The following is a 20,423-nucleotide window of genomic DNA, read 5'->3' as shown; positions in this document are numbered from 1 at the left end:
CCGGTGTGAAGGGCGATACAGGTGCCCTTCGCCGATCCGCCTACACCTCGGATGACACGGTTGAGACGGATCAGGATGATGGAACAAAGGGATTTCGGGCGGCTGATCGAGGCGCTTTCGGGACATATCCGGCAGGGGCTGGACGCGTCCTCCGGCACGGTGGTTCTGGCGCGCGGCGACAAGTCGGTTGCGATGATCATCGAGGCGGGTCCGGGCCCGGAGGCCTGCACGGCCATCGCCCCCTTCGGGCGTCTGAGCGGCAACCGCGATCTGGACACCGCCCGCGCGGTCGCGCTTCTCAAGCTCAACGCCGACCGCGAGGCGCTTGGCGGCATTGTCCTGTCGGTGGACAGCGCGCGGGGCGTTTTCCTCGCCCTCGAAACGCTGCCCCTCTCGATCAACGTCATCACCTTCCTGCAACGCATCGAGGCGCTTTGCGGCCTCGCCCAGGGCCTCGCGCTGCACATCGCAACGGTCGAACCCGAAGAGATGCCGGCCTCGGCTCCGGGTCCGGGCCCGGCAGGACATGGCGAGGACTGGGTCCTGCGGATCTGAGCGGGTCGGAACGGACAGGACGGAAAGCAGGGGAAAGGACCACCGACATGAGCACGACGATCCCTTCAGCCCCGATGATCGGGCAGCATCGCATCGCTGCGGAAACGGCACAGGGCGCGCCCCGCACGGCCGAGGCCCCGCCCGGTCCCTCGCACCTTGCCGGGACATGGCAATCGCCGGAGCCACGCGCGCTGCCCGCCGATGGCCGGGTGCCGCAGATGGTGCTGGGGGCGGCGCGGGGCGGGGCCGGCGCCTTGCAGGCCCTGCAGCCCGCAACACCGCAAGCCGGTGGTCCCTACCGCAAGGAGCCGCCGCCGCAGGACCCCGCCGCGCGCGCGGCGATCCTGAGCGACGCGCGGCTGTCGAACTTCGCCTACACCCGCGACGCAGGCGCACTGCCCGAGGGCTGGACGACCGGGGCTGCCCATCAGGGGCTCAAGACGGTGATGTCCGATGTCGCGGCACAGATGGGGCTGCACGGCCCGGCCGAGGGTGACACCCGCGCCTATGGCGCCGAATTCGGAACCTTCGTCGATGCGAAAAGCGGGCTGACCGTCAGCGTCCTGCACAATGCGGAGGCCAACGAGGTGGTGCTCTCCTTCGGCGGCACGACTTCGGGCAAGGCGACGGGCGACGACCTCTTCGCCCGGTCGAAGCCCGGCAACAATTTCTTGTCGACCGTCAAGCAATGGGGCGCCAACCTGTTGGCGGGGTTGGGCGTGGTGCCGACAAGCTACAAGCAGGCCGCGCAGTTCACGCAGGGCATCCTGGCCATGCTGCCGCAGGCCGGCCTGCCCGAGGGCACGCAGCTCCGCACCATCGGCCATTCCAAGGGCGGCGGCGAAGCGATGTTCGCGGCCCTGTCGCAGGCGCAGCCGCTCACCTGCACGGCCTTCTGCCCCTCGCATCTGCAAAAGGGGCTGATCGACCGGCTGCCGCCCGACAACGTGGCGCGCGCGCCCGAGTTGGTCACCTCGATCTCGCCCTATGGCGATCCGGTCTCGGCCCTGCGCGGCACTGTGCCGTTCATCGACGGGCTGGGAACCGGCATCCATTTCCAGTCACCGCTCGACGGCAACATGCTGGATCTGCACGACCAGTTCCTCAAGCACGTCGAAGCGGAATTCGCCGCCTGACCACCCCGCCCGCACCGCGGGTATCGGACAGCACGCCCGGCCGGGCGGCGGGGCAATAGCCTGCCTGCACGAGCCTAACGATGGGAACCACCAGATGAGACGCATTCTTGAAAACGCCCTTTCGCGCTTCGGCGAAAGGATCGGCCTTGCCCTGACGCTGGACGAGCAGGGCAGCCTGTCGCTGGCGCTCGACGAGATCGAGATCGGCATCCGCATGGACCGCGCCGAGACCGAGGTGATGTTCTACGGCATCGTCGGCAGCCTGCCCGACGACGCGCCCGACGTCTTTCACCGGATGCTGATGGCCGCGAATTCGCAAGCCGCGCTGACCGATGGCGGCAGCCTTGGCTACGATCTCGAGGACGAGATCGTGACGCTGACGCGCGTTCATCCGATCGGCTGGATCACCGACACGACGCTCGAGGAGTCGCTCGACCGGTTCGCAACGACCCTGAGGACCTGGCAGACCGCCCTGCGCGACATCGCGCATGCAGGACGGATGCCCCTGGGCGCCGCCGCGGGCGACATGCCGGCAACCGATGCGGCCGATGCGGCCGACTGGATCAAGCTGTGAGGACCTGACCGATGAGCATCGACCGTTTCCAGAATGCCGCCGCCACCGGTTTCACCGGGCGGCTGACCCTCGACAAGCTGAACAACGAGCAGGCGCAGAAACCCACGATCTTCGACAAGATCGCCTCGAAGATCTCGAACCTCTTCAAGCCGATGCATCCTGCCGCCGTCGCCGATCGCGGCTTCGAGGACCGGACCCTGCGCCGGGCCCTCGCCAACGATCTGCGCGCAGCCTATCCGCAACTGCCCGAAACCTTCCTCGACACCATCAAGGAACCGCGGGACAAGTCGCTGAAGAAAACCGAGCTGCGCCAGATCATGCAGGACGCGAGAACCCTCGCCCTGCAGAACGGCCTGACGCTTCCGGGGCGCGATGCGCCCGTGACGGTCAGCCCCAATCTGATCGCGCCCTCGGTCATCGCGGCCAATCCCGATATCGTGGCCCGCCTTCAGGACAAGGTGAACAACGGCGCGGCGCTGGTCGCCGACATCCTCCAGGGCAATCCGCCCGAGGGCGCGGCCAGCCTCTCGGATGTGTCGGACGTGATGTGGTTCCTCCATCTCGCCGCCGAGGAAAGCGTCGGCGCCTTCTCCTCGGGCGCGGCGACCGTTCCCGATCCGGGTGGGCGTCTGCGCGCCTTTCTCGACGGCTGCCCCGAGGCCTACCAGCGGAAATCCTCGCATCTGTCGGCCTTCCAGCGCGAAGAGCACGGGGCGCATCGCGGGATCGACCTCGACTTCGGAAGCAAGACCGATCTCGACACGCTTCTGCCCAACGGGCGAGCGACGGTGCTCTATGGCACGATGGCCGAGGGCACGCTGGGGATGACCGAGGAACGCCTGTTCATCAAGCTGGAGTCGCATGGCTGCCGCCTGGGCACGCCCTCGGAAAACCGGCGCGACGCGGACGGTCCGGCTGGCCGGGACGTGCGGCTTGTGCATGACGTGAAGAGCTCCCTCGGGCACCTGCTGTCGTTCATGGAGGGTATCGAGGCCCGTGCCACGGGCGAACACGCCGCCGAGTCCCGCAAGGAACGGGTCGGGCGCGAATTCCTCGACGGCTACAAGGCCGTTCTGGACCGGGCCGCGGCCCTCCCCGGCGTCGGCGCGCAGCTGACCGAGCGCCTGATGGAAAACGATCCGTTGAGCAAATCGGGCGGCATCCGCGTGATGGTCACGAACATGGACGCGGTGCTCGATGCCGCGCCGGGAACGTTCGACTTCGAGGGAGCCATCGGGCTTGGCGGAGCCGACGAGGACGCGACGGCGGACGGCCTGGAGTTGGTCGGCGACTTCATGACGACCCTGCAGGCCTTTCGCATGCAGATCATGGACCGCTACCCCGCCGACACCATCCGGCATCGCGTCGGCAACGAGGCGGTGCTGACCATGAACGACCTGATCCCCGCCTGACGACGCGCGGCGCACAAGGCGCGACCCGGTCCGGATGTCCCTCCGGTCCGGGTCTTTTCATGCCTGCCCTCAGCGCAGGTCGCGGCCGGCTTCGAGGATCGCGTAGAATTCGTCGAAGAAACTGCGGAAGCCGAGGCCCTGGTCGAGCCCGTAGTCGAACAGAAGCGGCACGTAGAAGATCAGGATCAGGATCGCCACCGCGCTCTTGATCGGCATGGCAAGGATGAAGACCTGGATCTGCGGCGCGAAGCGGCTGACCAGCGCCAGCGCGAATTCCACCAGGAACATGATGACGATCACCGGCCCTGCATACAGCACGGTCAGGAACATGCCGCGGTCCAGCACCCCGAGGATCAGCGCGGGAAACTCGGGCAGGGCCAGCGGCAGCGTCTCGAACAGCGGCCAGCGCAGATAGCTGTCGTAGAGCGCCCCGATCAGGATCAGGAAACCGCCGACCGAGAAGAAATAGGTGATGAAGGCCTGCGAGAAGAGGATGCCGAGCGGCGAGGCCTCGTGCCCCTGCAACGGGTCGATCGAGGCCGCGATCGCCGCACCGCGCTGGTTGTCGATGTAGTTCCCCGCCGCCTGCATCGACCAGAAGATCCAGAACACGAGGAAGCCCATCACGAACCCCAGCGCGACCTCCTTGGCGAAAAGGATCATGAACAGCGGCAGGTTGTCTTTCAGGCTCCCGGCGAAGGGCACGGCCAGCGGCGTCAGCGGCAGGGCGATCACCAGGATCGCGACATTGCGCGCCATCCGCGGCACCGCGGTGGGGGCCAGCAACTGCGACACGGCGATGAAGGCATAGGCCCGCGGCAGGCACAGCAGGAAGGCCCCCAGGATATGGGCGCCTTCGCGGAACATCGCGCTCACCTGTTCCATTCTGCGGGGCCCGGTCCTTTCCCTGCTCGCAGGGCAGCCTGCCCCGTGGGGGCCACCATGCGCCGGACGTTGCTCGAGGCCTGTGCTGATTGTCACCCGAGCCGCGCAGGCGCGCTGCTAGCGTTGATGCGTCGACGCCTCGAACCCGGACCCGACCCATGAGCATCACCTCCGCCCGCGAAACCATCCAGAGCCAGATCGCCACGCAGAACGCCGCCTCTCCGGTCGGTGCCGAGGTCATGGCCGAGGCGATGGGCCGGTCGCGCGGAACCGGCGAACCGGTGCAGGTCTCGGCGGCCAAGGCCGACATGACGGACGCGCTGGAAGAGCTGGGCATGGCCGCCGCCACGCGCGGCAAGACGGACCTCGACAAGATGAAGCTGCGCCGCGGCGCGGGGGCCAACCTCGAGGCGCTGGGTCGCATCGCCGACTATTACGACAAGCTGCCGTCCATGCCCAAGGACCAGCAGCTGCGCGACCTGGTCAAGCAGTTCAAGGATTTCGAGGATCTCTTTCGGCAGGACATGGGCGGTGGCGGCGGCGGCAAGCTGCCCACCGCCGAGGACCTGCGCGAGGCGCTGCGCGCCTTCGACGGCGAGATCGCCCACCAGTTCGCCGCCCTCGAGACGATCCGCCAGCAGGCGGTCGAGAACGGGGCGCCCGCCGATTACATCGCGCTGCTCGACACGATCCGCGCCGAGATGCGCGCGCCCGATGCCGCGCGGGCGATCATGGCGGGGTTTGCCGCCGCACGCCCCGCGCAGGCGCTTGCCGACCAGATCGGGGCCGATCCGCAGACGGTGCGCGACAGCTACCGCGCGCTTCTGCGCGAGCCCCCCAGCATGGCGCGCGCCTTCGACGAGCTGCGCAAGTTCAACATGGTGCAGAACTTCGACGCGGTGATCGACAGCTTCGTGTCGGCGGCCGGTTCCGAGATGTCCTCCTTCGGCCCCTCGACCGACGCCGCCCAGCTGCGCGAGGTGGTGGCCGAGCTGACCACGCTGCGCAGCCTGCGCACCGTGCTCGACATGGCGATGGACACCGGCATGAAGCTCGACCGCATGTATCCCCCCGGTCCCGGCGCGGCCCGCCCCCCCGGAGAGGAGATCGCCGCAAGGCTCTTCGGCTTCACCTCTTCGGCGATGCCCGCGCTCGCCGATGCGGAGCGGCTGGTCCAGCCCTATGCCGACGAGCCGCCCGAGGTGGCGGTGGCCGCGGTCAACATGCTTTCGGACCTTCACGCGCGGATGCCGATGGCGGCGATCCCCTCGGATGCCGCTCGGCTGTCGCAGGCAAAGGTGCTCCTTACCCTGTCGGACCGCCTTGTCGCCGCCGAAGAAGCGGCACAGGCATAAGGAGACGCCACGATGCCAGACCTGCCCCGTTCCGCGCAGCAGGCCGTCACGGCCTTCGCCGATGACATGGGCCTGGTGGCGCTTGTCGCCGATGACGGCGCCTACAGTTTCGACTTCCGCGAGACGGGGCGCGTTTCGGTGCTGGCCGGTCAGACCGGCGAGGTGCTCGTCAGCCTGACGCGGCGCATCATCCTCGACGGTCTCGGCAATCTCGGGATGCTCGCGGGCCGCGCCCGCGCCCATGGCGAGGATGGCAGCGGGCGGGTGATCCAGGCCGCGCTCAACAAGGCCGAGCAGCCGGTCCTCGTGCTGCGGATGCGCCCCGAGGAGATCGACCGGACCACGCTCGAGACCTCGGTCCTTGCGCTGGACGCCGAGTTTCGCGCCCTCGGATGGTGACCGGGGGCGGTGTATCCGATGTCACCCGTCGGGCCGCCGGGCGTGGCTAAGGTTCGGACAAGGATGGAGGGCGGCATGTCGCACGTGGCACAAGACAGCATGGACCCCGGAACGCTGCGCGCGGTCGAGGCGGTGGCCGAGGCCTGGGCGCAGTTCAAGACCGACTCCGGCCTTGCCGATCATCCGATCGTGCTGGGGCTCGAGGAGGGGCGGACGCTGGCCCAGATCCAGGGCCTGAGCCGCGACGACCTCGAGGTGATCTACGCGCATGGCTTCCGCCTTCTGTCGCAGGGGATGCGCGACAAGGCCGAGATCGTCTTCACCCAACTGGTGATGATCGACCCGCTGATGGCGCGCAACCATTACTGTCTCGGCCTCTGTCACCAGCTGGCGGGCGACCCGGGCAAGGCGCTTGGCCTGTTCGAGATGGCGGTGGCCCTCGATGCGACCAATCCCGAGGGGCTGATCAAGATGGGCGAATGCTACGCCGCCTTGAACCGCCCCGAGGATGCCGCGGACTGTTTCCGTATCGTGCTTGCGGAGGCGCGCAAGGGCAACGGCACCGAGGATGCCGCCGCACGGGCGGCCGCACGTCTCGACAGCGTTTCACAGGGGGCATGACATGGCCATTCAGATCAACAACGGCGCTGGCGGAACCGTCACGGTCACCACCGACGCGCCCCCGGCTGCGACACCGCTTGACGGCACCGCAGGTGTGGGAACGGGGGTCGGGGGTGTCAACGGTCCGGTCCCCGACACGGTCTCGCAGCAGCCCGCGGCCTATGCCTCGATGCTGGCGGGGCTTGCGGCCTTCGCGCCCGACGCCGACATGGGCGATTTCGAAACCCGCCTCGCCGAGGTGGCCGGCAAGCTGCAGGAGGCGCGCGGGGATGCGAGCCTTGACCGGCTGAAGAACGAACAGGAGCTGAAGAAGCAGCAGATCGAGGAGAACAAGGAGCTTCTCCAGACCTCGCAGGACAAGGCCGAAGGCGCCGAGGTCGCAAGGGACGGCAGCCGCGTCACCAGCGGCGTCGGCGCGCTTCTGCAAGGTGTCGCAGCCGTCGCCATGATCATCGGCGGTGCCGCGCTGATGGCGGTGCCGGGCGGGGCCACCCAGGTCGCCGGTGTCGCGCTGATCGTGGCGGGCGGGTTCATGGCGGCCTCGGCGATCAACAGCGGCATCGCCGCATCGACCGATCACGGCATGGGGGCCGTCGGCTCGATTGCGATGCTGGCCAACGCCGATGCCGACACCGCGCGCACGATGGAGATCGTGTCGACGATCACGCTCGCGGTCGGCACGCTGGTCGCATCGGTCGTGGCCGCCGTCGCCTCGGGCGGGGTCGCCGCCCCGGCCGCGGCGGCACAACTGGCCGCAACCATGGGAACGGTCAGCGCACTTGTCGGTGCCGCCGGCTCGCTCACCTCGTCGGCAGGGGGCATGGTGTCCTCCGCCGTGGCCTCGGACGCGGCCCATGCCCAGGCGGACCTGCAAGAGCAGCAGGCCGGGATGCAGCAGACCGACGACCGGGTGGACCAGCTTCTGAGCTTCGTCGCCTCGTCGAACGAGCAATACAACGCGATGATCGACGCGATCACCGAAATGGCGCTGGAAACGGCGCAAAGCCTGACCAGCGCGCGCTTCGCCGGCTGAACGAGGAAAGGGTCAACCGCCATGAAAGTCACGTCGCACGACCAGACCATCACGCTCGACATCACCGACCGGACCGGCTTCGAGGGCAACACGAAGCTCGAGATCGGGCGCGGCAACCAGGGGATCGGCTTCGACCCGGCGCAGTTGGGCCAGCTGTCGGACTACCTCGGGGAGGACGGCACCCTGAACATTCCCGGCGTGGGCGTGTTCAAGCCGTCCGAGGATTTCGACTACGAAGGAACGATCAACAAGCTGGAAACCGCGCTGGCGAACGCCATCGCAGGCGACGAGGGCGGCCTCGATGCGCTGAAATCGCTACTGGGCGAGCTGGGCATCGGCGCCGACCTGTCGGAACTGATGGTCGAATTCGCCGCCATGGGCCGCCAGAACGCGCTGGACCAGCGCCTCGCCTCGCGCGAACAGGCCAAGGACGAGCTGTTGTCGCAAGCCTCGGCAACGCGGGAAGCGGCCGTCACGCAGGTCGTCGTCGCCGCGGCGACACTTGCCGTCTCGGCCTTGACCGCAGGCCTGTCGCTCAGCCAGGCCGGGAAGGCCGGCGAAACCTCAAAGCAGTTGGGGAAGCTCGCCGATGAAGGCGGTGACAACCAGGCGCAGGTCGCCGCGATCACCAATGCGGCCACCAAGACCCAGCTCCAGAACCAGGCCGTGACCCAGGGCGTCGGCATGATCGGCCAGACCTTCGAAGGGGCGGGCGGCCTTATCTCGGGCTTTCAGCAGGCCGGCGGCCAGGTCGATGCGGCCAATGCCCAGTTGGAACAGTCGAACTCGGACCTCTCCAAGAAGGTGATGGACGATTTCGAAGAGATCGTGCGCGCCACGATCCAGTTCCTGAAGGAAATGCAGCAGGCCGAGACCGACCTGATGGCCAGCATGACCCGCGTCTGACCCGATGAGCGGCCTTTCCCTTCCTCCGGTCGACCGTGCCGTGCATGCCGTCTGGGCGGCCATGGGCCTTGCCCTGCCATCCGATCCCGTGGGCACCGAGGTCGAGTTCGACCTCGACGGCACCCCGATCCGCATCGCCGAGGCGCTGCATGGCCGTGGCGTCCGGCTGGTGGCGCAGATCGGGGCCCTGCCGCCCGATCCCCATGGCGCAAACGACGCCCTGCGCCGGGTGCTCCGCCTGGCGCTGCCGCTGGCCTCCTTCAACCGCGCCACGGTCGCGCTGCCCGCGGGGCGCGACAGGGTGCAGATGGAAAGCCTGATGCGCGGGCTGGCCACTCCACCCGCGGTGGTCGAGGCGACGATCGTGATCGACGACCCCGCCACCGCCCCCGCCGCCCTGCAGGAGCTGATGCAGTGGCGTCACTACGTCGCCGACATCCTTCTGCCCGTCGACAGCGGCGCGCGCGACGAGGCCGCCCCGGCCCCGGCCCCGGTCGATCCGCCCGACATGATGATCTTCCAGCCCTGACAGCCCTGACAGCCCCTTGCCCCAACAAGACGACCACACCATGACCGAGACCACGCCCGCCCCCGTCGGCCTTGCCGCCCGCTTCGGCCTGTCCGCCGAGGATCTGCGGCCCAACGCCCGCCACGCCAAGAGCCTGCGCGACAGCGGCCGCGCCGAGGAGGCGTTGCGCATCTTCGCCACGCTGGTGCTGGCCGCGCCCGAGGATGTGGGCTTCCAGCTTGGACTTGCGGACAGCGCGCTGGCCACCGGGCGGCCCGAGGTCGCGCTTCAGGCCGCCGCCGCCGCCATCGCCTTCGACCCGAAGAACCCGGTCGCCTTTCTCGCCTCGGGGCTGGCCTGCCTGGCGATGGACGAGCCCGCGCTGGCGCGGGAAGACCTGGCCGACGCCCTGCGCCTGTCCGAGGCCGCTCCGGCCAGCGCCGAGGCCCACAAGGCCGCGGGCAGGATCGCCGCGCGCCTGCTCGCCGGGCTGGCCGGGTCGGCCGATGGCTGACTGCGCCGAGGGCCTGCCCGCCCCCGACCTCGAGGGGCTGCGCCGGGACCTGGCGCTGCTCGCGGCCGAGACCGGCTTTGCCTATGACCGTGTCTTCGACCGCATGGCCGGGGGCGCAAGCATCGCCGAGGCGCTGGACCTGCCCGAGGGCACGGCGGCGGCGATCTATGCGCTGGCCTATGCGCGGTTCAACGCGGGCGACATCGACCGCGCCCTGCCGCTGTTCCGGGCGCTGGTCCTGCTGGGGCCGCGGGGCCGCGACCACTGGCTCGGGCTGGCCCTGTGCCTGCGCGGCAAGGGCCTGATGGCCGAAGCGGGCACGGCCTTCGCCACGGCGGCGGCGCTTGCGCCCGACGACCCGATGATCCTGTTCCACCGCACCGAGCTTGCCTGCCACACCGGGGATTGGGCAGCGGCGAAGGCGGGGGTGGCCCGCTTCGCCGGGATGCCGCAAACCCCGGTGTGGCGGCGTCTGCTGCCCGAGATGCGGAAGCTCGCCACCGCGGTCGAGCTGCGGGGCTGAGGGGGATGTCGGGCGGCTTCGCGGATCTCGACCTCGTCCGGTCCAGGATCGCCACCGAACTCGACCGCCTGCGCAACTGGGTCGAAGACGGCGACCGGACCGAAGCACTTGGCGATGCCGCCCCGCTTGCCGCGACCGGGCCGCACATACCCACGGAGCTGTTCCACCACGACGACGCCCCGCCCCCCGCACTGGAGCTGCTGGCCCCGCCGCGGGCGGACCTTGCCGCCGGCACGGCCTGGCTGGCCGAGTGGCACCTCACGCCGCCCGGCGGCATCGCCGCGGAGCCTGCCGTGTCGTCGCCGATGGATTGGCGCGACCCCGACGACCGGCTCGAGACCGCGGTCGCCCTGTTGCTCGACACCGCCCCTGCCGGGCTGGGCAGCCCCGGCACCACCGGGGCGCTGGTCATCCTGAACGCCGCCTTCATCCCCGGCTGGCCCTTTCCCGATGCTCTGGTCCGCGACAGGCTGCCCGCGCCACGGTCCGATCCCGCGCTCGCCGCGCTCGGCGACGGGTTCTCCACCATGTCCGAGGCCGAGCGGGCCGCGTATCTCGCGCGGCTGGGACTGCCCTTTCAGCTGCCCGCGCAACTGCGCACGCTGCTGGACCGCACGCTCGACCCCAAGGTCGCGCGCGGTCTGCTGCTGGCCTTCCTCGAGGCGTTGTCGACCCTCGTCGAGGGGCTTGCCCGGTTCGAGGCCGAACTGAGCGACCATCGCGCCGCCCGCGAACGCCTTGCGGACGCGATGCCACGCCATCCGGGCGGCAAGACCCGGCTGCAGGTCTGAGCGCGGTGGCCTAGGCTCGGCGGGCGCGGCGCAGCCAGGCCAGGACCGCAAGCCCCGACAGGAAAAGGGCAAGGTTCCCCGCGCGGCGCAGGGCGTCTTGCCAATTGCGCGCGGGTGCAGGGGCCGCACCACCGCCACCGGCCCGCCCGCCCGCGCCCTGGTCCAGCACCCGCGCCAGCGCGGCGGGAAACTCGGCGCGGGTCACGCCCGCCTCGGCCAGAGCGAGGAAGCGGGGGTTCCAGCCCTCGGGACCACCCAGCGCCGGGGGCACCGAGATCTCGCGCCACTCTGCCACGCCGCGGGCGCGCAGGGCCGCCACCGCCTCGGGGTACCCCTCGTGCGACAGCACGAAGACCAACGGCTCGGCGGACCCGCCGCCGCCCTGCAGCGCCCCGCCTTCGGCGGTGACGACCAGCACCGCCCGCCTCTCGGGGTGAAGCGCCTGCCAGAACGCCTCGACCAGCTCTGTCGGCCCCGCGGGCACCTGCCGCTGGAGGGGGGCCGCGGGCGCTCCGGCCTCGGGCCGGAGGGCTGCGACCGCCACCAGCACAAGCACCACCGCCAGCAAGGTCGCGGCGATGTCGGGCAACCAGGCCAGGCCCCGCCCTAGCGGAGACATGCCAACACCTCGGCCATCTCCGTCGATCCGATGCCGGGACAGGCCCCCGAAAGGCGGCGGATCTCGATCTCGGGCCAGCCCGCCCGCGCCGCGGCGGATTCCGCGAGGAACGCGGCCTCGAGCCCGCCGGGCTCCACCACCAGCACGGGCACCCCCGGCCCCGGCGCAGGCACCTGCCCGGCGGCGAGCGCATCGAGGCCGATCCGCTGCCCGGTGCCAAGCGTCAACCCCTCTGCCGATGCCAGCCAGATCAGCCCGTCGGCCGCCGGAGCCGCTGGCACCCGGACCAAAACCACCGCCAGCACGAGAAACATCACGCCCGCCAGACCCAGCATCAGGTCGGCCACGGCAAGCCCCGGATCAGGCCCCTTCATCCGCCGCCACCAGCGCCGCGAGCGTCAGCAGCACGATGGCCGCCCCGATGCCCAGCAGCGTCGTCTCGAAGGCCAGCGCCAGCCCGTCGAGCAGCCCGCGCAACAGGACCGGATCGGCGCTGCCCCCGGCGAAGATCATGGGCAGGGCCGAAATCGCCTCCATCAGCCCGGCGACCGTCCCGAAGAACCCCAGAAGCGGCAGAAGCCCCACGAGCGTGCCCCGGACCCCGAGCGCCCGCGACGACACCGGCGCCGCGAGCGGCAGAAGCGTCAGGACGAGACAGACACAGGCCACGGCGCAGATTACGAGGTGAACCGGCCCCCGCAGGAAGACCAGCCGCAGGCTGTCGGCCACGACCCCCTGGTGCAGACCAGCGAGTGCGAGGAGAAAGAGCGCAGCCCCCAGAAGCACCGCGCCCGTCAGCCCGACCGGTTGTGCAGGCCTCGTGCCGATCAGGGCCGCGGCGAGAAGCAGGAGGACGACGGGCCATTGTCCGAAGGCCGCGATCGCGGCGGCGTCCCGCCCCGCGGGACCGGCGACCGCCGCAAGCCAGACGCCCATCGCAAGCAGGAACCAGGCCGCCGCCGCAAGGCCCGGCGGCACGCGCAGTCCGAGGGCCGCCAGCAGCCCCAGCGCGACCGCGACCGCAAGGGCCGGGTCGAGCAGGGTCCAGAGACCCTCGGGCACGAGAGCGCGGGCGGCCCAGACCATCGCCGCCGCGAACAGGACCATGGCAAGATGGGCGATGGCCTGCCCCCCGAACGACATCTAGCGAAACTCGATCCGGTCGAGCGGCTGCACGCTGACCTGCGGCGTCAGCTCCTGGAAGGAGAGCACGGCGAGCTCGGGGAAATCCCGTTCGACGAGCTTGCGCAGGAAGCGGCGGATGTCCATCGGCGTCAGGATCACCGGGCGCAGGGTGTGCCGGCTCAGGTCGCCCAACGTCGCCTTGAGGGCCGCGACCAGCTTGCGATGCGAGTCGGGCGAAAGCGTCAGGTAGGAGGCACCCGAGGTCTGCCGGATCGCGCCGCGGACCTCGTCCTCGATCGCCTTGGACAGCAGGTAGGCCGAGATCACGCTTTGCCCGCCCGCGAACTTGTGGGTGATGTAGCGGCTGAGCGCCGAGCGCACGTGTTCGGTGAGCAGGATCGGATCCTTCTCGCGCTGGCCCCATTCCACCAGCGCCTCGAGGATCGTGCGCAGGTCGCGGATCGAGATTTCCTCGGACACGAGGCGCTGCAGCACGTCGGCGATGGTGATGACCGGCAGCGTCCGGTTCACCTCGCGCACCAGCTCGGCGAAATTCTTCTCCATCTCGCCCAGGAGATACATGGTCTCCTGCACGCCCACGAATTCGCCCGCATAGGACTTCAGCACATGGGCGAGGTGAAAGGTCAGCATCCGCGGCAGGTTCATCACCTGCAGATCGGCGCGGCGCAGCAGTTGCTCGTGCTTGACCGAGACCCAGAGGCTTTTCGTGTTCGGCAGGAAATCCTCGCCCGGCTCGTAGGGGATCTTGAACATCTCGAGGTTGGCGGGGGTCTCGCGCACGATGACATGGCCGGGGCGCGAGCGCCCGACGGCGACCGGAATCTCGTTCACGAGGATGCGGTATTCATCCTCGTCGAGGCTGTCGTTGAGGCGCAGGTGAACGCCGGGAAAGGGCACGCCGAGGTCGAAGTAGAGCGCGCGGCGCACCTTGGCGACCTCGGCATCGAGGCGGCGGGGGTCGATGTAACCCCGCACCGAGGGCGAGATGTCCACGATCAGCGGCACGGTCAGGGCGAAGGTGACAGGCTCCACCTTCTCGATCGGCGCGTTCGACTTTGCCTCGGCGGGCAGCGCGGGGACGAGATCGGGGGCATTCGCCGGGGCGAGGGCGGGCATGAAGCGGCTGGAACTGACATCGGCCTCGCGCTTGCGGTTGCGCGAAATCAGAAGACCGCCGCCGCCGACCAGCGCCGCAAGCCCGAGGAAGACCGGTGTCGGAAAGCCGGGCACCAGCGCGAAGCCGATCAGGATCGCCGCCGCGATGAGCAGCGCCTTGGGCTCGTTCATCACCTGGTTGCCGATATCCTCGCCGAGGTTCTCGTTGTCCTCCGAGGCGACACGGGTGACGATGAACCCCGCGGTGATCGAGATGAACAGCGCCGGGATCTGGCTGACCAGCCCGTCGCCGATGGTCAGGATCGCATAGACCTCGAGCGCCTCGCCCGAGGTCATGCCGCGCTGCATCGTGCCGATGGTCATGCCGCCGATGATGTTGACGAAGATGATGATCAGGCCCGCGATGGCGTCGCCCTTCACGAATTTCATCGCGCCGTCCATCGCGCCGTAGAGCTGGCTTTCCTTCTCGAGCTTGCCGCGGCGGGCCTTCGCCTCGTCCATGTCGATCAGGCCGGCGCGCATGTCGCTGTCGATGGACATCTGCTTGCCCGGCATCGCATCGAGCGAGAAGCGCGCCGCCACTTCGGCCACGCGTTCCGACCCCTTGGTGATCACGAGGAAGTTGACGATGGTCAGGATCAGGAAGATCACCGCGCCGACCACGAGGTTCCCAGCCACGACGAAATTCCCGAAGGTCTCGACGATCTGGCCCGCGTCCGCCTCGAGCAGGATGAGGCGCGTCGTGGTGATCGACAGCGCCAGCCGGAACAGGGTGGTCAAGAGCAGGATCGAGGGAAAGGCCGACAGCGCGGTCACGTCGCGCAGGTAGATCGCCACCATCAGCAGGATGGCCGACAGGCTCAGGTTGATGCCGATCAGAACGTCCACCAGCTGCGTCGGCAGCGGCAGGATCATCATGAAGACGATGCAGATCAGCAGGAATGCGAGGAAGACGTCGTTGCGCTTCGACAGCGATGAGAGAAACCGTTTCAACGCTGCTCCTGCCTGTCGCGCCCCTGTTGCGGCGGACCCTAGCCGCCGACGGGCACGGCGGGGTGTGATAAACTTCATTCGCGGGCGAAGCCGTCTGTGTCACTCCGGTCTCGAGGCCTTGGGGACGCAGCATGATACTTGCACGTGAGGACAGGAAGCTTCTGACGGAAATCGGCTTTCTGGGCATCAGCTCGAACCGCCCGGACGAGGCCGCGGCGATTTTCGCGCTGCTCTGCGAGGAGATGCCGGACAATGACGCCGGTTTCGTCGGGCTGGCCTTCGCGCGGATGGCACAGGGGCGGCCGGACGCCGCGCTGGATGTCCTGTCGCGCGCGCCCGCTTCGGACGTGACCCTTGCCATGTCGGTGCTGGCCCTCGCGGCCGCGGGGGCCGTGCCCGAGGCGCGCGACCGCCTGGCCGAGCTGGAGACCCTCGGGCCGACGGATGACCTGCTCGCCATGGCGCGCGCCGCGCTCGACGCCCCCGCTTCCGCAGAAGGATTGCCACGATGACGACCATCGTTCCCGACAGCCTCGCGGCCCAATGGGCCAATCCCACCGCGCTCACGCCGCAGGGCACCCTGAGCACCCCGTCGCTGCGAGCGTTCGAGGATGCGATGACAGCCGCCACGCAGGGCCTTCAGCCCGCAGGCGGCGCGGCCCTTCCCGGCCCGGACCCGATCCAGGTGGCGCAGGCCGCGACCGGAACGCTGACCGATGCGCCGAACCCGCTGGTGCCCCTTCCGCCGAGCGCCGCCACCGGCTCGGCGTCGGCCGACACCGGAACCGGCACCCAGGGCGACCGCGCGGCCGCGGCCCTCGGTCTCGAGAGCAACCGGGCCGAAACGCCCGGCGACGCGATCCTGTCCGGGCTCGAACAGCTGCGCGGCGTCTTCGACCGCAGCCTCGGCAACGTCAGCAGCATCGCCGAGGGCAATGCCGTCATGAGCATCGGACAGATGGTCGAGCTTCAGGCGCAGGTCACGCAATTCTCGCTTCTCGTCGACGTGTCCTCGAAGCTGGCCGGCAAATCCACGCAAGCCATGGACAGCCTGATGAGGGGTCAGTGATCCGCGCGCGCCCAGGGACCCCTCCTTCCATGTTCCGCAGTTTTCGCACCCGCCTGATCGCGGCCCTTGCGGGCCTCCTGCTTCTCGGGGCCTGCCAGGCCGAACTCTATTCCAGCATTACCGAACGCGAGGCGAACGAGATGCTGGTCGTCCTCCTTGCGGAGGGGATCGACGCGCGCAAGATCAACGCCGGGGACGGCACCTTCTCGCTGTCGGTCGGTGACGGCGACGTGCAGCGCGCGCTGGCCATACTCGACGCGAACGGCCTGCCGCGCAGCGACCGCGCCTCGATCGGGCAGGTCTTCGCGGGCGGCGGGATCGTGTCCTCGCCCTTCGAACAGCGGATCCGCTACATCTATGCCCTCGGTGAAGAGGTCGCGCAGACCCTGCAGCAGATCGACGGTGTGCTGGTGGCGCGGGTCCATATCGTGATGCCCGAAGACCCCGCCCTGGGACAGGAGGTCAGACCCTCATCGGCCGCCGTCTTCATCAAGCAGCGCGCGGGCTATGACCTCGATTTCCTGGTGCCCCAGATCCGCCGCCTCGTCGCCAATTCCATCGAAGGCGTGGATGTCGAGGCGATCACCGTCGCCCTGGTCGAGGCCTCGCCGGAACCCGTGGCGCAGTCCGGCATGGGCGAGGTGCCGATGGCGACGCTTCTCGGGGTCCAGATGCCGCGCGCCTCGGTCCAGACCGTGACCATGGCGCTGGGGGGGCTGGCCCTGCTTGCCGTCCTGGCGCTGGGCGCGGCCGGGTTTCTCGCCTATCGCCTGCGCGCGCTGCAAGGCCGGCGCACCGAGGCCGAAGACGGGGACGCCGCGTGAGCGGGGCGCTGCCCCCTCTTTCGTCCGACGCGGGTCGGATGGCCCTGCGCCTTTCCGCGCTGCTGGCCGATCCGCTTCCGGTGCTGTCGCAGGGGGCGCGCGACAGGATGGTGCCCGGCGCGCTTGCCCCGCTTCTGGGCCAGCCCGCATTGCGGCGGAGCCTGTCCGCCAACCTGCGCCGCAGGCCCGAGGGGGCGGTGCTGTCGCGCATTGCCGACCGGCTGGTCGCAGGCGATCTGCCCGACGCGGCGCGGCGCGTCTTCGACATCGCCCTTCTGCCGCTGGCGCGGCTCGACCCGCTGCTGGCGCGGCTTGCCGCGGTGATCCATGCGCCCCGGTTCCGCGCCGCGGTCCTGAAATCCGACCGCGCGGCGCTGCAGGCGCTCTTCGGCCCCGAGCTGTCGCGCCTTGCGACCGAGGAAGGGTTGTCGCTTCTGGCCCCCTTGGGCGAGCTGGATGACGGCGCGCCCTTTCCGCCCGCCGCTGCACCGGGCCTGACCTCCGACCACCCCGCGCGCAGGCGCGCGCTCGAGGTTCTGTGCGCCCGGCTTGCGCAGGGCTCGGGCGAGGCGGCGGCGCTTTTGTGGTGGCGGATGACCGGCAGCGGCGCGCCGGACTGGCCCCACCTGACCGCCCGGCAGGACGCCTGCCTTGCGACACTGCTGGCACGGGGGGGCGTGTCATGACCGGCGGCATCCTGCGCCTGCGCCATATGGGCCTTGCGGCCCACGCGCCCGAGGGCATCCTGCGCGCGGCCGACCTCGAGGCGATGGGCAGCGCCGATGCCCTGATCCGCGCCGCCGAGGCGCAGGCCGCAGAGATCCTCGCCGGGGCCGAGGCCGCGCTGGCCGAGCACCGCGCCCGCGGCCATGCCGAGGGGATGGAGGCCGCCCGCGCCGAGGCCGCGGGGCTGATGCTGGCCACGCTCGCCCGCATCGACCAGCGGCTCGGCGGGCTCGAGGCCGAGCTGGGCCGCCTTGTGCATGACTGCGTGCGCCAGATCATCGACAGGTTCTCGGACGAGGACCTGGCCCATGACCTCGCGCGGGCCGCACTGGCGACCATGCGCGACCAGCGCCGCGGCCAGCTTTTCGTCGATCCCGCGGTGCAGGGCAGCGTCCGCGCCGCCCTCGGCACCTTGCTCGAGGAATTTCCCGAGATCGACCTGATCGACGTGATCGCCGATCCCACCCTAAGCGCGCCCGACCTCAGGCTCGAATCCGACCTTGGTGTCGTCTCCTTCTCGCTCGAGGACACGCTGGAGGATCTGCGCAACCTGCTGGTATCGGCCCATGCTCGATTTGCCTGATCCCGCGGTCCTGTCGCAGCGGCTGGACTGGCTGTCGGATGCGCCCGGACGGATGCGGACGCGGGCCGCCGGGCTGCACCCGTTCCGCGTCGTGGGGCGGGTGCGCAAGGTGGTGGGCACGATCATTCACGCCGTCGCCCCCGAGGTGCAGGTGGGCGAGCTGGTGAACCTGCACACGCGCGAAACCGGCCATCGCCTCGCCGCCGAGGTGGTGGGCTTCGCCGGGGCCGAGGCGCTTCTGTCGCCCATCGGCGACACCCAGGGCATTTCCCCCAGCACCGAGGTTCTGCCCACCGGCAACGTGCAGACGGTCGCCGTGGGCCCCGGCCTTCGGGGGCGGGTGCTGGACGGGTTCGGGCGCTTCATCGACGGGCTGGACCTGCCCTTCGAGCCCGACGCGCATTACCCCGTCTACCGTGCGCCGCCCGACCCGATGAAACGGCGCATCATCGACCGGCCCCTGTCGCTGGGGGTGCGGGTGCTCGACGGGCTGCTGACCTGCGGCGAGGGGCAGCGCATGGGCATCTTCGCCGCGGCGGGCGGCGGGAAATCGACGCTCCTGTCGATGCTGGTCAAGGGTGCCGACGTGGACGTGACGGTCCTGGCCCTGATCGGCGAACGCGGCCGCGAGGTGCGCGAATTCATCGAGCATGACCTCGGCCCCGACGGGCTGGCCAAATCGGTGATCGTGGTGGCGACCTCGGACAAATCCTCAATGGAGCGGGCCAAGGCGGCCTCGGTCGCAACCTCGATCGCGGAGTATTACCGCGACCAGGGCAAGAAGGTGCTGTTCCTGATGGACAGTGTCACCCGCTTCGCCCGCGCACAGCGCGAGATCGGCCTTGCCGCGGGCGAGCCGCCGACGCGACGCGGCTTTCCGCCCTCGGTCTTCGCCACCTTGCCCCGGCTTCTGGAACGCGCGGGCATGAGCGAGACGGGCTCGATCACGGCGCTTTACACCGTCCTCGTCGAAGGCGACGACATGAACGAGCCCGTCGCTGACGAGACGCGCTCGATCCTCGACGGGCACATCATCCTGTCGCGCAAGCTGGGTGCGCAGAACCATTACCCGGCCATCGACGTGCTCGCCTCGAAAAGCCGGGTGATGGGCAAGGTGACCACGCCCGAGCACCGGCAATGGGCGGGGCAGATCAACGAGTGGATGGCGCTTTACGCCGATGTCGAGCTTCTGGTGAAGATCGGCGAATACCAGCGCGGCGCGGACCCGCGCACCGACCGCGCCATCGACAAGCAGGACGCGATCCGCGACTTCCTGCGCCAGCGGACGGACGAGCTGAACGATTTCGACACGATCCTCGCCAAATTGCGTGAGCTGGCCCAATGATCGCGCAGTTCCGCACCCTTGGTCAGGTCAAGAAGCTGCGCGAGGACAAGGCGATGCGCGCGCTCGAAAAGGCGCGCGCCACCCTGGCCGAGGCCAAGGCCCGCGCCACGGCCCTGGAGGAGGAGGTTGCCCAAAGCGCTGCCTTCCTGCCCGAGCGCGAACGCGGGGTCTACCGTCCGATCCTGAACACCGCCGTGAGCGTGCCGGACCTCGACGCGGCGAAGGACCGGGTGCTGGCGCTGGCCGCCGACCACCGGGCGCTCTGCGACAAGCGCGACCGCGCGCTGGAATACGTGCAACGGTGCCGAACCCGGCTCGAGGAGGCCCGGACCGAGCTGCGCCGCAGGCAGACCGAGACCGAGAAGATCGAGAGCCTGCTGACCGACATGATCGAGACGGCCGAGCTTGAGGCCGTGGCGCAGGAAGACGCCGAGATCGAGGATCTCTTCGCGCGGCCCGTCCGGCAACCGGCGACGGAAGGGGCGGAGCCATGAGCGGGATCGACACTGGCGGCAAGCGCGAGCTTGCGGGGCAGACGCCCGACAGCGGAACCCGCTTCACCGGGCAGGAGCGGCAGGGCCAGACCCCCGCGGCACTGCAGAAGCGCGCCGAGGAATTCGCACCAAAGCTGAAGTCCGCCGAGCAGGAGGCCGCGCGCGCCCTCGCCCTCGCGCCGCTTCGCAAGCCGCCGGAGGAGGAGGCCCTCGATTTCGCCCCGCTCACGCCGCAGCCGCAGGTGGCCGCCCCGCAGGCGCGCGGCGAGGCCGCCCTGCCCATGACCGGGCGCGAT

The 20,423-nt window shown here is 69.8% G+C and carries 26 protein-coding genes; 21 read left to right on the top strand and 5 right to left on the bottom strand.

Annotation, left to right across the window (positions count from 1 at the left end; genetic code table 11):
* Positions 1-78 precede the first annotated feature (78 nt).
* The 4 genes from QQK83_RS06465 (at position 79) to QQK83_RS06450 (ending at position 3,677) form a co-directional block, all read left to right on the top strand.
* Entirely contained in the window at positions 79-555 is a 477-nt protein-coding gene (locus tag QQK83_RS06465; protein ID WP_284262767.1) for a hypothetical protein, read from the top strand.
* Positions 556-602: 47 nt separating this feature from the next.
* Positions 603-1,691: a Tle-like phospholipase domain-containing protein gene (locus tag QQK83_RS06460; RefSeq protein WP_284262765.1), complete on the top strand. Its 1,089-nt coding sequence runs from the start codon at positions 603-605 to the stop codon at positions 1,689-1,691.
* 94 nt (positions 1,692-1,785) lie between these two features.
* Positions 1,786-2,265: a type III secretion system chaperone gene (locus QQK83_RS06455; RefSeq protein ID WP_284262763.1), complete on the top strand. Its 480-nt coding sequence runs from the start codon at positions 1,786-1,788 to the stop codon at positions 2,263-2,265.
* An 11-nt stretch (positions 2,266-2,276) separates the two neighbouring features.
* Positions 2,277-3,677: a hypothetical protein gene (locus tag QQK83_RS06450; RefSeq protein WP_284262761.1), complete on the top strand. Its 1,401-nt coding sequence runs from the start codon at positions 2,277-2,279 to the stop codon at positions 3,675-3,677.
* A 69-nt stretch (positions 3,678-3,746) separates the two neighbouring features.
* On the opposite strand, the gene sctT is transcribed toward QQK83_RS06450, so the two are convergent.
* Complete coding sequence (sctT, locus tag QQK83_RS06445) at positions 3,747-4,562, bottom strand: type III secretion system export apparatus subunit SctT (RefSeq protein WP_284262760.1); 816 nt, start codon at positions 4,560-4,562, stop codon at positions 3,747-3,749.
* A 158-nt stretch (positions 4,563-4,720) separates the two neighbouring features.
* On the opposite strand from sctT, the gene QQK83_RS06440 reads away from it, so the two are divergent.
* The 9 genes from QQK83_RS06440 (at position 4,721) to QQK83_RS06400 (ending at position 11,212) form a co-directional block, all read left to right on the top strand.
* Positions 4,721-5,917: an HrpJ domain-containing protein gene (locus tag QQK83_RS06440; RefSeq protein ID WP_284262758.1), complete on the top strand. Its 1,197-nt coding sequence runs from the start codon at positions 4,721-4,723 to the stop codon at positions 5,915-5,917.
* A gap of 12 nt (positions 5,918-5,929) precedes the next feature.
* A complete protein-coding gene (locus tag QQK83_RS06435) occupies positions 5,930-6,316 on the top strand; it encodes a hypothetical protein (protein WP_284262756.1) in 387 nt (128 codons plus the stop codon).
* Between the two features lie 75 nt (positions 6,317-6,391).
* Complete coding sequence (locus QQK83_RS06430; RefSeq protein ID WP_284262754.1) at positions 6,392-6,937, top strand: tetratricopeptide repeat protein; 546 nt, start codon at positions 6,392-6,394, stop codon at positions 6,935-6,937.
* A 1-nt stretch (position 6,938) separates the two neighbouring features.
* The gene (locus tag QQK83_RS06425; protein WP_284262752.1) at positions 6,939-7,970 is read left to right on the top strand and encodes a hypothetical protein; all 1,032 of its coding nucleotides are present in this window, start codon (positions 6,939-6,941) and stop codon (positions 7,968-7,970) included.
* Between the two features lie 21 nt (positions 7,971-7,991).
* Positions 7,992-8,876, top strand: a complete 885-nt coding sequence (locus QQK83_RS06420) for a hypothetical protein (protein WP_284262750.1) — start codon at positions 7,992-7,994, stop codon at positions 8,874-8,876.
* A 4-nt stretch (positions 8,877-8,880) separates the two neighbouring features.
* Positions 8,881-9,405, top strand: a complete 525-nt coding sequence (locus QQK83_RS06415) for a hypothetical protein (protein ID WP_284262749.1) — start codon at positions 8,881-8,883, stop codon at positions 9,403-9,405.
* A 40-nt stretch (positions 9,406-9,445) separates the two neighbouring features.
* Positions 9,446-9,898 carry a tetratricopeptide repeat protein gene (locus QQK83_RS06410; RefSeq protein ID WP_284262747.1) on the top strand — a complete coding sequence of 151 codons (453 nt, stop codon included), beginning with the start codon at positions 9,446-9,448 and terminating at the stop codon, positions 9,896-9,898.
* Positions 9,891-10,421: a tetratricopeptide repeat protein gene (locus QQK83_RS06405; protein ID WP_284262745.1), complete on the top strand. Its 531-nt coding sequence runs from the start codon at positions 9,891-9,893 to the stop codon at positions 10,419-10,421. The genes QQK83_RS06410 and QQK83_RS06405 overlap by 8 nt, the downstream gene beginning before the upstream one ends.
* Positions 10,422-10,426: 5 nt before the next feature.
* Positions 10,427-11,212, top strand: coding sequence for a hypothetical protein (locus QQK83_RS06400; protein ID WP_284262743.1), 786 nt, complete (start codon positions 10,427-10,429; stop codon positions 11,210-11,212).
* Between the two features lie 10 nt (positions 11,213-11,222).
* Here QQK83_RS06400 and QQK83_RS06395 read toward each other — a convergent pair whose 3' ends face one another.
* From QQK83_RS06395 to sctV, 4 genes are read right to left on the bottom strand one after another with little or no spacing between them, the layout of a single operon-like run.
* Positions 11,223-11,831 (bottom strand): hypothetical protein, encoded by a 609-nt coding sequence (locus QQK83_RS06395; RefSeq protein ID WP_284262740.1) that lies wholly within the window; start codon positions 11,829-11,831, stop codon positions 11,223-11,225.
* Positions 11,819-12,205, bottom strand: coding sequence for a hypothetical protein (locus QQK83_RS06390; protein WP_284262738.1), 387 nt, complete (start codon positions 12,203-12,205; stop codon positions 11,819-11,821). Before QQK83_RS06390 ends, QQK83_RS06395 begins: the two co-directional genes overlap by 13 nt.
* On the bottom strand, positions 12,192-12,974 hold the full coding sequence (locus tag QQK83_RS06385) for a MotA/TolQ/ExbB proton channel family protein (protein ID WP_284262735.1): 783 nt from the start codon (positions 12,972-12,974) through the stop codon (positions 12,192-12,194). The genes QQK83_RS06390 and QQK83_RS06385 overlap by 14 nt, the downstream gene beginning before the upstream one ends.
* Positions 12,975-15,086 (bottom strand): type III secretion system export apparatus subunit SctV, encoded by a 2,112-nt coding sequence (gene sctV, locus QQK83_RS06380; protein ID WP_284262733.1) that lies wholly within the window; start codon positions 15,084-15,086, stop codon positions 12,975-12,977.
* A gap of 131 nt (positions 15,087-15,217) precedes the next feature.
* Between sctV and QQK83_RS06375 the strand changes: the two genes are divergently transcribed.
* The 8 genes from QQK83_RS06375 to QQK83_RS06340 form a co-directional block, all read left to right on the top strand.
* Complete coding sequence (locus QQK83_RS06375; RefSeq protein ID WP_284262731.1) at positions 15,218-15,598, top strand: tetratricopeptide repeat protein; 381 nt, start codon at positions 15,218-15,220, stop codon at positions 15,596-15,598.
* Positions 15,595-16,155, top strand: a complete 561-nt coding sequence (locus QQK83_RS06370; RefSeq protein ID WP_284262729.1) for an EscI/YscI/HrpB family type III secretion system inner rod protein — start codon at positions 15,595-15,597, stop codon at positions 16,153-16,155. Before QQK83_RS06375 ends, QQK83_RS06370 begins: the two co-directional genes overlap by 4 nt.
* 29 nt (positions 16,156-16,184) lie before the next feature.
* On the top strand, positions 16,185-16,979 hold the full coding sequence (gene sctJ / locus QQK83_RS06365; RefSeq protein WP_284262727.1) for a type III secretion system inner membrane ring lipoprotein SctJ: 795 nt from the start codon (positions 16,185-16,187) through the stop codon (positions 16,977-16,979).
* Positions 16,980-17,017: 38 nt separating this feature from the next.
* On the top strand, positions 17,018-17,665 hold the full coding sequence (locus QQK83_RS06360) for a hypothetical protein (RefSeq protein WP_284262725.1): 648 nt from the start codon (positions 17,018-17,020) through the stop codon (positions 17,663-17,665).
* Positions 17,662-18,288, top strand: coding sequence for a type III secretion system stator protein SctL (gene sctL, locus QQK83_RS06355; protein ID WP_284262722.1), 627 nt, complete (start codon positions 17,662-17,664; stop codon positions 18,286-18,288). The genes QQK83_RS06360 and sctL overlap by 4 nt, the downstream gene beginning before the upstream one ends.
* Positions 18,272-19,633, top strand: a complete 1,362-nt coding sequence (gene sctN / locus QQK83_RS06350) for a type III secretion system ATPase SctN (RefSeq protein ID WP_284262720.1) — start codon at positions 18,272-18,274, stop codon at positions 19,631-19,633. Before sctL ends, sctN begins: the two co-directional genes overlap by 17 nt.
* Positions 19,630-20,127 (top strand): type III secretion system stalk subunit SctO, encoded by a 498-nt coding sequence (sctO, locus tag QQK83_RS06345; protein WP_284262718.1) that lies wholly within the window; start codon positions 19,630-19,632, stop codon positions 20,125-20,127. Before sctN ends, sctO begins: the two co-directional genes overlap by 4 nt.
* Positions 20,124-20,423 (top strand): hypothetical protein (locus tag QQK83_RS06340; protein ID WP_284262716.1); only part of this gene is annotated, 300 nt, incomplete at its 3' end. The genes sctO and QQK83_RS06340, both read left to right, overlap by 4 nt.

The organism is Roseicyclus amphidinii, assembly GCF_030163755.1.
Taxonomy (GTDB): Bacteria; Pseudomonadota; Alphaproteobacteria; order Rhodobacterales; family Rhodobacteraceae; genus Roseicyclus; species Roseicyclus amphidinii.
The sequence above is the reverse complement of the archived record's forward strand: the minus strand, read 5'-3'. Positions and strand labels throughout refer to the sequence as shown.

What these genes read in the sequence shown, in the direction of transcription:
- QQK83_RS06465 (WP_284262767.1), top strand. Translation starts at nt 79, where the DNA reads ATGGAACAAAGGGATTTCGGGCGGCTGATCGAGGCGCTTTCGGGACAT.
- QQK83_RS06460 (WP_284262765.1), top strand. Translation starts at nt 603, where the DNA reads ATGAGCACGACGATCCCTTCAGCCCCGATGATCGGGCAGCATCGCATC.
- QQK83_RS06455 (WP_284262763.1), top strand. Translation starts at nt 1,786, where the DNA reads ATGAGACGCATTCTTGAAAACGCCCTTTCGCGCTTCGGCGAAAGGATC.
- QQK83_RS06450 (WP_284262761.1), top strand. Translation starts at nt 2,277, where the DNA reads ATGAGCATCGACCGTTTCCAGAATGCCGCCGCCACCGGTTTCACCGGG.
- sctT (WP_284262760.1), bottom strand. Translation starts at nt 4,562, where the DNA reads ATGGAACAGGTGAGCGCGATGTTCCGCGAAGGCGCCCATATCCTGGGG.
- QQK83_RS06440 (WP_284262758.1), top strand. Translation starts at nt 4,721, where the DNA reads ATGAGCATCACCTCCGCCCGCGAAACCATCCAGAGCCAGATCGCCACG.
- QQK83_RS06435 (WP_284262756.1), top strand. Translation starts at nt 5,930, where the DNA reads ATGCCAGACCTGCCCCGTTCCGCGCAGCAGGCCGTCACGGCCTTCGCC.
- QQK83_RS06430 (WP_284262754.1), top strand. Translation starts at nt 6,392, where the DNA reads ATGTCGCACGTGGCACAAGACAGCATGGACCCCGGAACGCTGCGCGCG.
- QQK83_RS06425 (WP_284262752.1), top strand. Translation starts at nt 6,939, where the DNA reads ATGGCCATTCAGATCAACAACGGCGCTGGCGGAACCGTCACGGTCACC.
- QQK83_RS06420 (WP_284262750.1), top strand. Translation starts at nt 7,992, where the DNA reads ATGAAAGTCACGTCGCACGACCAGACCATCACGCTCGACATCACCGAC.
- QQK83_RS06415 (WP_284262749.1), top strand. Translation starts at nt 8,881, where the DNA reads ATGAGCGGCCTTTCCCTTCCTCCGGTCGACCGTGCCGTGCATGCCGTC.
- QQK83_RS06410 (WP_284262747.1), top strand. Translation starts at nt 9,446, where the DNA reads ATGACCGAGACCACGCCCGCCCCCGTCGGCCTTGCCGCCCGCTTCGGC.
- QQK83_RS06405 (WP_284262745.1), top strand. Translation starts at nt 9,891, where the DNA reads ATGGCTGACTGCGCCGAGGGCCTGCCCGCCCCCGACCTCGAGGGGCTG.
- QQK83_RS06400 (WP_284262743.1), top strand. Translation starts at nt 10,427, where the DNA reads ATGTCGGGCGGCTTCGCGGATCTCGACCTCGTCCGGTCCAGGATCGCC.
- QQK83_RS06395 (WP_284262740.1), bottom strand. Translation starts at nt 11,831, where the DNA reads ATGTCTCCGCTAGGGCGGGGCCTGGCCTGGTTGCCCGACATCGCCGCG.
- QQK83_RS06390 (WP_284262738.1), bottom strand. Translation starts at nt 12,205, where the DNA reads ATGAAGGGGCCTGATCCGGGGCTTGCCGTGGCCGACCTGATGCTGGGT.
- QQK83_RS06385 (WP_284262735.1), bottom strand. Translation starts at nt 12,974, where the DNA reads ATGTCGTTCGGGGGGCAGGCCATCGCCCATCTTGCCATGGTCCTGTTC.
- QQK83_RS06375 (WP_284262731.1), top strand. Translation starts at nt 15,218, where the DNA reads ATGATACTTGCACGTGAGGACAGGAAGCTTCTGACGGAAATCGGCTTT.
- QQK83_RS06370 (WP_284262729.1), top strand. Translation starts at nt 15,595, where the DNA reads ATGACGACCATCGTTCCCGACAGCCTCGCGGCCCAATGGGCCAATCCC.
- sctJ (WP_284262727.1), top strand. Translation starts at nt 16,185, where the DNA reads ATGTTCCGCAGTTTTCGCACCCGCCTGATCGCGGCCCTTGCGGGCCTC.
- QQK83_RS06360 (WP_284262725.1), top strand. Translation starts at nt 17,018, where the DNA reads ATGGCCCTGCGCCTTTCCGCGCTGCTGGCCGATCCGCTTCCGGTGCTG.
- sctL (WP_284262722.1), top strand. Translation starts at nt 17,662, where the DNA reads ATGACCGGCGGCATCCTGCGCCTGCGCCATATGGGCCTTGCGGCCCAC.
- sctN (WP_284262720.1), top strand. Translation starts at nt 18,272, where the DNA reads ATGCTCGATTTGCCTGATCCCGCGGTCCTGTCGCAGCGGCTGGACTGG.
- sctO (WP_284262718.1), top strand. Translation starts at nt 19,630, where the DNA reads ATGATCGCGCAGTTCCGCACCCTTGGTCAGGTCAAGAAGCTGCGCGAG.